The following is a 6,482-nucleotide window of genomic DNA, read 5'->3' on the forward strand; positions in this document are numbered from 1 at the left end:
TTACACGCCGTTTGGAGGCCCAAAATACTGTATGATCGCAAGAATTTGAGCGATTGGGCTGTAAATATCAGGAAAAAACTGCACTTTTGCAGTATTGGTTTTGAGCCGGGAAAACTTATCGAATATCCCTCGCACACCAAGCTGATAAATGAGCCGACACGCGAAGTGGTGGAAACCAGAAGACGGTCAAAGAGCCGGAATGGCCCAATGTGGATACAGAATTTTACAGCGCGCGCGTTTGAGAAGCTGCGCCGCGAGGAGCTGGATGCGGTCATCCGCGGCGACAAGACGCTGGAGGAAGCGCTCGACCGGATACAGGCCGAAGGGCAGGCGCTGACGGACCGCATTCCCGAGAAGAACCCGTAATCGGGGTCGGAAACAGCAGAGCGGCCAGAATGCGGCGGAGAAAGGCTTGGCCGCATGCGGCAGGAACCTAATCGTTGCGGCAGCGCCCCCTTGAAACGGCCAGCCTTGCAAGAAAAAGCCGGGAGCGGAAGCTCCCGGCTTTCGTTCACACCTGCATAAGAAGCAGCAGGATGATGGACGACAAGCTCAAGCATGTGCTGATCAGATACAAAAACAGGACGGCCTGCTTCTGCGTCATGCCGGAACGGAGCAAGCGGTAATGCGCCTGGCTCGCATCGGCTTCATAGATCGCCTTGCCCTGCATGAACCGCTTGGCGACGACGAACAGATTGTCGAAGATCGGCACGCCGAGCGCCAGAATCGGGATGAACAGCGACAGCACCGTCGCCTGCTTGAACGCTCCGTCTAGCGCGATGACGGCCAGAATGAAGCCGAGGAATGTCGCTCCCGCGTCGCCCATGAAAATTTTGGCCGGCGGTTTGTTGTAGCGCAAGTACGCCAGTGTGATGCCGACGAGCGCGATGGCCATAACCGCAGAACTCGACTGGCCTTTGGCCAGGGCGACGATGAACAGCGTAATCGCCGAGATGGCGGCCAGCCCGCCTGCCAATCCGTCCATGCCGTCCGAAAAGTTGATGACTGTCGTCACGCCGAATATCCAAAGAATCGTCAGAATGAATTGCAAAATCTCCGGCAGCACGACATATTCGCCCGACATCGGATTGTAAAATCCGGTAAACGCGATGCCCGAAGCGTAGACGAGCACGGCGGCCGACACCTGCACGATCATCTTGGGAAGGGCCGGGAAGTCTTTGCCCTTCGTCTTGTACCAATCGTCGATTGTGCCGATTACGATCAGCAGCACGCCTCCGGCGAAAATGGCGGCCGTCTCCATGTTGAACTCTCTTGAAACGAGCAAGTAGGCGATAAAAAACCGAGAAACATTACATAGCTGGCTGTGAGCGGAATCGGCTCCCGATGGATTTTGCGCTCGACATCCTTGCGGGGCTTATCTACAAAATCGATGCGAAACGCCAGCCTGCCAATCGGTGGAATCAGAACATAAACGAACAGAAACGCGATCAAAAACGCCAAAATGTATAAAATGGTTTCCACCACCGCTTCTCCCTGACGGATGGATTCTACAATGCATTATAGCACTTTGGGAGAAAAGCTGTCGATACCAGTCAAAATTGGGAGATTTATAGATTGGCGGAATCGTCGTAGCGGCCGCTTTTCACTTTGGCGAAAAACCGGCTGATCGCGTCGTTGGCGGCGCCGCGTACGGCGGACCGGTCTTCCAGCTCCGCGAACTGGATGCGCATCCGCTCCCTGTGATACGGAAGCGCCCGCTTCGCCGCTTCCTCCCGCATCGCTTCCTCGATCCACCGCTGCGCTTTGCTCATCCGGTTGCCGATAATGACGAGGTCGGGATTGAAAACGTTGGCGATGCTGGCAATGCCCGCTCCGAGGAACGTCCCCGTCTCGCGAAACAGCTGCTGGACGCGTCCGTCTTGTTCCGCGGCGTTCAGCAGGGCGTCGAGATCCTCGTAGCCGAGCGGGGCGGCGCGTTCCAGGAGCGCCATCTCGGATGCGTACAGCTCCCAGCAGCCGCGGCTGCCGCAGCGGCACGGCTTGCCGTCCAGCTCGATGGACAAGTGGCCCAGCTCGCCCGAGAAGCCGGAAGCCCCCTTATACAGCTCCTTGTTCAAAATAATGCCGGTGCCGATGCCGATCCCGACGCTAACATAGATCTGATGCGCCACGTTTCGCCCGGCGCCGTATTTCTGCTCCCCCAGCGCGCCGGCATTCGCCTCGTTGTCGATGGCGACCGGCAGCGCGAAGCGCTCCTCCGCCCATTCCCGCAGCGGGACATTGCGCCATTCCAGGTTGGGAGCGAGCAGCACCGTTCCCCGATCGTCGACGATGCCGGGCACGCCGATGCCGATGCCGACGATGCCGTACGGACTATCCGGCGCCCGGGCGATCAAATATTCGATGCAGGAGGCCAGCTCGGGAAGCACGTGGTCCGGATCGCGCCGCTTCAAGCTGCTCACGCGCTCGTGGAGCACGGCGCCGTCCAGGTCTGTCAATACGCCGCGAATGTAGTTCACGCCGAGATCGATGCCGACGGCATGGCCGGCCTGTGCGTTGAACAGCAGCATGACCGGCTTCCGCCCGCCGCTCGACTCGCCATGGCCGATCTCAATGACGAGATGGCGGTCGATCAGCTGCTGCACAAGACTCGATACGGTCGCTTTATTAAGCCCCGTTCGTTCCGATATTTGCGCCCGCGACAGCGGAGCGTCTTTCAGGACGGCTTCCAGCACGATCGCCGTATTGATTTTTTGATCATCGCCTGATCGCCGGTCGATTTCGTTATCACTTGTCGGTTCCCCCGTCTGCAAACTCCGTTTTGTCCGGAAATGGTATCGTATGGCGGTTTCCATTTTACCACAGACAGCAGCAGCGCGAAACTTAGTTTGTTTAGTAGACAAACTAAGTTTGGGGGTGGTATCATTTGGAGTAAGGGAAAGTATCCATATATAAACTTTGACATGGGAGGCAATCATCGATGGCCTATTTCAAGAACATCGGCAAAATCGTCTACGAAGGCAGGGAATCGGACAATCCGCTCGCATTCAAGCACTACAATCCGCAGGAGGTCGTATTGGGCAAGACGATGGAAGAGCATCTGCGCTTTGCCGTCGCCTACTGGCACACCTATGTCGGGGACGGCAGCGACCCGTTCGGAATCGGAACGGCGATTCGCCCGTGGGACAGCCTGACAGGCATGGACAAGGCGAAAGCGCGGGTCGAAGCCAATTTCGAATTTATGGAGAAGCTCGGATTGCCGTTCTTCTGCTTCCACGATCGCGACATCGCGCCGGAAGGCGAAACGTTGCAGGAGACGAACGCCAATCTGGACGTCATCGTCGCCCTGCTGAAGGATCATATGCGGTCGACCGGCAAAAAGCTGCTCTGGAACACCGCCAACATGTTCACCCACCCGCGATATACGCACGGAGCGGGCACGACTTGCAACGCGGATGTATACGCTTACGCGGCGGCGCAGCTGAAAAAAGCCTGGAAATCGGCAAGGAGCTCGGGGCGGAAAACTATGTGTTCTGGGGCGGACGCGAAGGGTACGAGAGCTTGCTGAACACCGATATGGCGCTGGAGCTGGACAATCTGGCAAGACTGTATCGCATGGCGATCGATTACGCCAAGGAAATCGGGTTCGACGCCCAGTTCCTGATCGAGCCGAAGCCGAAGGAGCCGACGAAGCATCAATATGATTTCGATGCGGCTACGACGATCGCTTTTCTGCGGAAATACGGGCTCGAAAATCATTTCAAGCTGAATCTGGAAGCCAACCATGCGACGCTCGCCGGCCATACCTTCGAGCATGAAATCCGCGTGGCGTCCATCAACGGCATGCTCGGCTCGCTCGACGCCAATCAGGGAGACCTGCTGCTCGGCTGGGATACGGACGAGTTTCCGACCGACCTGTACGCGACGACGCTTACGATGTACGAAGTCTTGAAGGCCGGCGGACTCGGAAGAGGCGGCGTCAACTTCGACGCCAAGGTGCGTCGGGGCTCCTTCGAGCCGGAAGATCTGTTCCATGCCCATATCGCCGGCATGGACGCTTATGCGTGGGGATTGAAAGCGGCGGCCAGGCTGATCGAGGGCAAAGTGCTGGACGCGTTCGTCGAGGAGCGGTATCGGAGCTTCCGGGAAGGGATCGGCGCGGATATCGTCGCCGGCAGGGCGACGCTCGCGTCGCTGGAGCAATACGCGCTGCAGAACAAGCCGATCCGCAACGAATCGGGACGGCTGGAGCGCATCCGCGCCGCGCTGAACGAAGCGATCTTCGGCGTTTGATGCGGCGGCCCGGACATGGAGAGGAGCATGGCGGACATGAGTTACGTTATCGGGATCGATCTCGGGACGAGCGCCGTCAAAGCGCTGCTCGTCGACCGCGACGGCGCGGTGCGCGGCGAAGCGGCGCGCGAATATCCGCTGTATCACGAGCATTCGGGCTGGAGCGAGCAGGAGCCCGAGGATTGGGTCGAGGCGACCGTCGAGGCGCTGCGGCAGTTGACCGCTTCCGCAGGCATTGCGCCGGACGAGGTGGAAGGCATCAGCTTCTCCGGCCAGATGCACGGACTCATGCTGCTGAACGGCGACGGCCGTCCTGTCCGGCGCGCGATACTGTGGAACGATACGCGGACGAGCGAGCAGTGCAGGCAAATCGAGCGGACGCTCGGAAGCAAGCTGCTCGGCATTGCCCGCAACCCGGCGCTGGAAGGCTTCACGCTGCCCAAAATTTTATGGGTGCGGCAGCATGAGCCCGACGTATTCGCGCAAGCGCGGCAGTTTGTCCTGCCGAAAGATTACGTGCGTTACCGGCTGACCGGCGCGCTTCATATGGACTACTCGGACGCCGCGGGCACGCTGCTGCTCGACGTGGCGGAGAAGCGCTGGAGCGGCGAAATACGGGAAGCTTTCGGCTTGAGCGAAAGCTTCTATCCGCCGCTTGTCGCCTCGCATGAGCCGGTGGGCACACTGCTTCCGCAATGGGCCGGACGAACCGGTCTTTCGCCGGGTGTGAAGGTGTTCGCGGGCGGCGCGGACAACGCCTGCGGCGCCATCGGCGCGGGCATTCTGTCCGAAGGGCTGACGCTGTGCAGCATCGGCACCTCCGGCGTCATCCTTTCCTACGAGAACGACAAGACAAAGGACTTCGCGGGCAAAGCCCACTTCTTCAATCACGGCAAGGAAGACGCCTATTACGCGATGGGTGTCACATTGGCGGCGGGGTATTCGCTCAGCTGGTTCAAAAAGACGTTCGCGCCGGAGCAATCGTTCGACCGCCTGCTGGAAGGCGTCGGCGACGTTCCGCCGGGCGCCGGCGGACTGCTCTTCACGCCGTACCTCGTCGGCGAGCGGACGCCGCATGCCGATGCCGCCATACGCGGCAGCTTCATCGGCATCGACGGTTCACACGAACGGATTCATTTCGTTCGCGCCGTCATGGAAGGGATCACCTTCTCGCTGAACGAGACGGTGGACATTTTCCGCCGGGCCGGCAAGACGGTCGATCGCGTCGTGTCCATCGGCGGCGGCGCGCAAAATCCGGCCTGGCTGCAAATGCAGGCCGACATTTTCGGCGCATCCGTCGTGCCGCTCGAGAACGAGCAGGGTCCCGGCCTAGGCGCCGCCATGCTGGCGGCGTACGGATGCGGCTGGTTCGAAAGCCTCGAGGAGTGCGCCGCCCGGTTCGTACGGCACGGCGACCCTTATGAGCCGAACCCGGATGCCGTCCGGGCGTACGAAGAGCTGTTCCGTCTTTACCGGAGCGTCTACGGGCAGACGCGGCCGCTCAGCGCGGAGCTTGCGCCGTTTCGGGTGTAGGCGGGTTTATGCTTTGTCCGCTATGCTGACGGTCAACTAGCGGCAAACCGCGTGTTTCGGGGACATGCAGGTGTCCATTAAGGCTTATATTAAGGTTTCTATTAAGGCTACTATTAAGGCAACTATTAAGGCTACTATTAAGGCATCCATTACCGATCTAACGAATCTCACAATCGCTATTTGGCGAAAAATCGGTGTTCCGGAATTGTAACGAATATGAGCAACGCTATTTGCTTAAAAGTGGTCCAATTCAGGCGGAATATCGTAAATAAGGTGGCTCAGATTCGTTAAATCTTAAAAAGCAGCGTATGGGCAGAAATAAGGCGTGTGATATTCGTTAGAGAAACGTGCTGTCTGGGAATAGCGTTCTGCCTGAGGAGAAACGTCCTGTCTAAGAGTAACGTCCTGTTTGAGAATAACGTTCCGTCTGCGCGAACGAACCGAACTTCGGCTCATCCCCTCCGCTGGATGCCGAAGCGCTCGAACCGTTCATGTCTTGGTCGAACGCGCTTTCGGCCGAATACCGGTTGAAGAAACAGCATCGTCGAAGTCTGCTCCCGCCGCTAGGTGGGGGCTATTCGACGTTCACCCGGAGGTTCGCAAACAGGCGTCCGGTGGGGCTGGCGCGAACGCATAAGGCCCTGCAGGTACGCAAACATGCGTCCGACGGGGTTGGCGCGAACGAATGGAGCCCT

The 6,482-nt window shown here is 58.9% G+C and carries 3 protein-coding genes and 2 pseudogenes; 3 read left to right on the forward strand and 2 right to left on the reverse strand.

Going from position 1 to position 6,482, the window contains the following annotated elements:
• Positions 1-366 (forward strand): hypothetical protein (locus PACILC2_RS25940; RefSeq protein ID WP_213531903.1); only part of this gene is annotated, 366 nt, incomplete at its 5' end.
• 145 nt (positions 367-511) lie between these two features.
• On the opposite strand, the pseudogene PACILC2_RS25945 reads toward PACILC2_RS25940, so the two are convergent.
• Together PACILC2_RS25945 and PACILC2_RS25950 are read right to left on the reverse strand one after the other, a co-directional pair.
• Positions 512-1,482: pseudogene (locus tag PACILC2_RS25945) on the reverse strand (MraY family glycosyltransferase).
• 86 nt (positions 1,483-1,568) lie between these two features.
• Positions 1,569-2,774, reverse strand: a complete 1,206-nt coding sequence (locus tag PACILC2_RS25950) for an ROK family transcriptional regulator (protein ID WP_244863880.1) — start codon at positions 2,772-2,774, stop codon at positions 1,569-1,571.
• 167 nt (positions 2,775-2,941) lie between these two features.
• On the opposite strand from PACILC2_RS25950, the pseudogene xylA reads away from it, so the two are divergent.
• A pseudogene (xylA, locus tag PACILC2_RS25955) lies at positions 2,942-4,254 on the forward strand (xylose isomerase).
• A gap of 36 nt (positions 4,255-4,290) precedes the next feature.
• Entirely contained in the window at positions 4,291-5,787 is a 1,497-nt protein-coding gene (xylB, locus tag PACILC2_RS25960; RefSeq protein ID WP_213531907.1) for a xylulokinase, read from the forward strand.
• Positions 5,788-6,482 lie beyond the last annotated feature (695 nt).

This window comes from Paenibacillus cisolokensis, assembly GCF_018403665.1.
Taxonomy (GTDB): Bacteria; Bacillota; Bacilli; order Paenibacillales; family Paenibacillaceae; genus Paenibacillus_AH; species Paenibacillus_AH cisolokensis.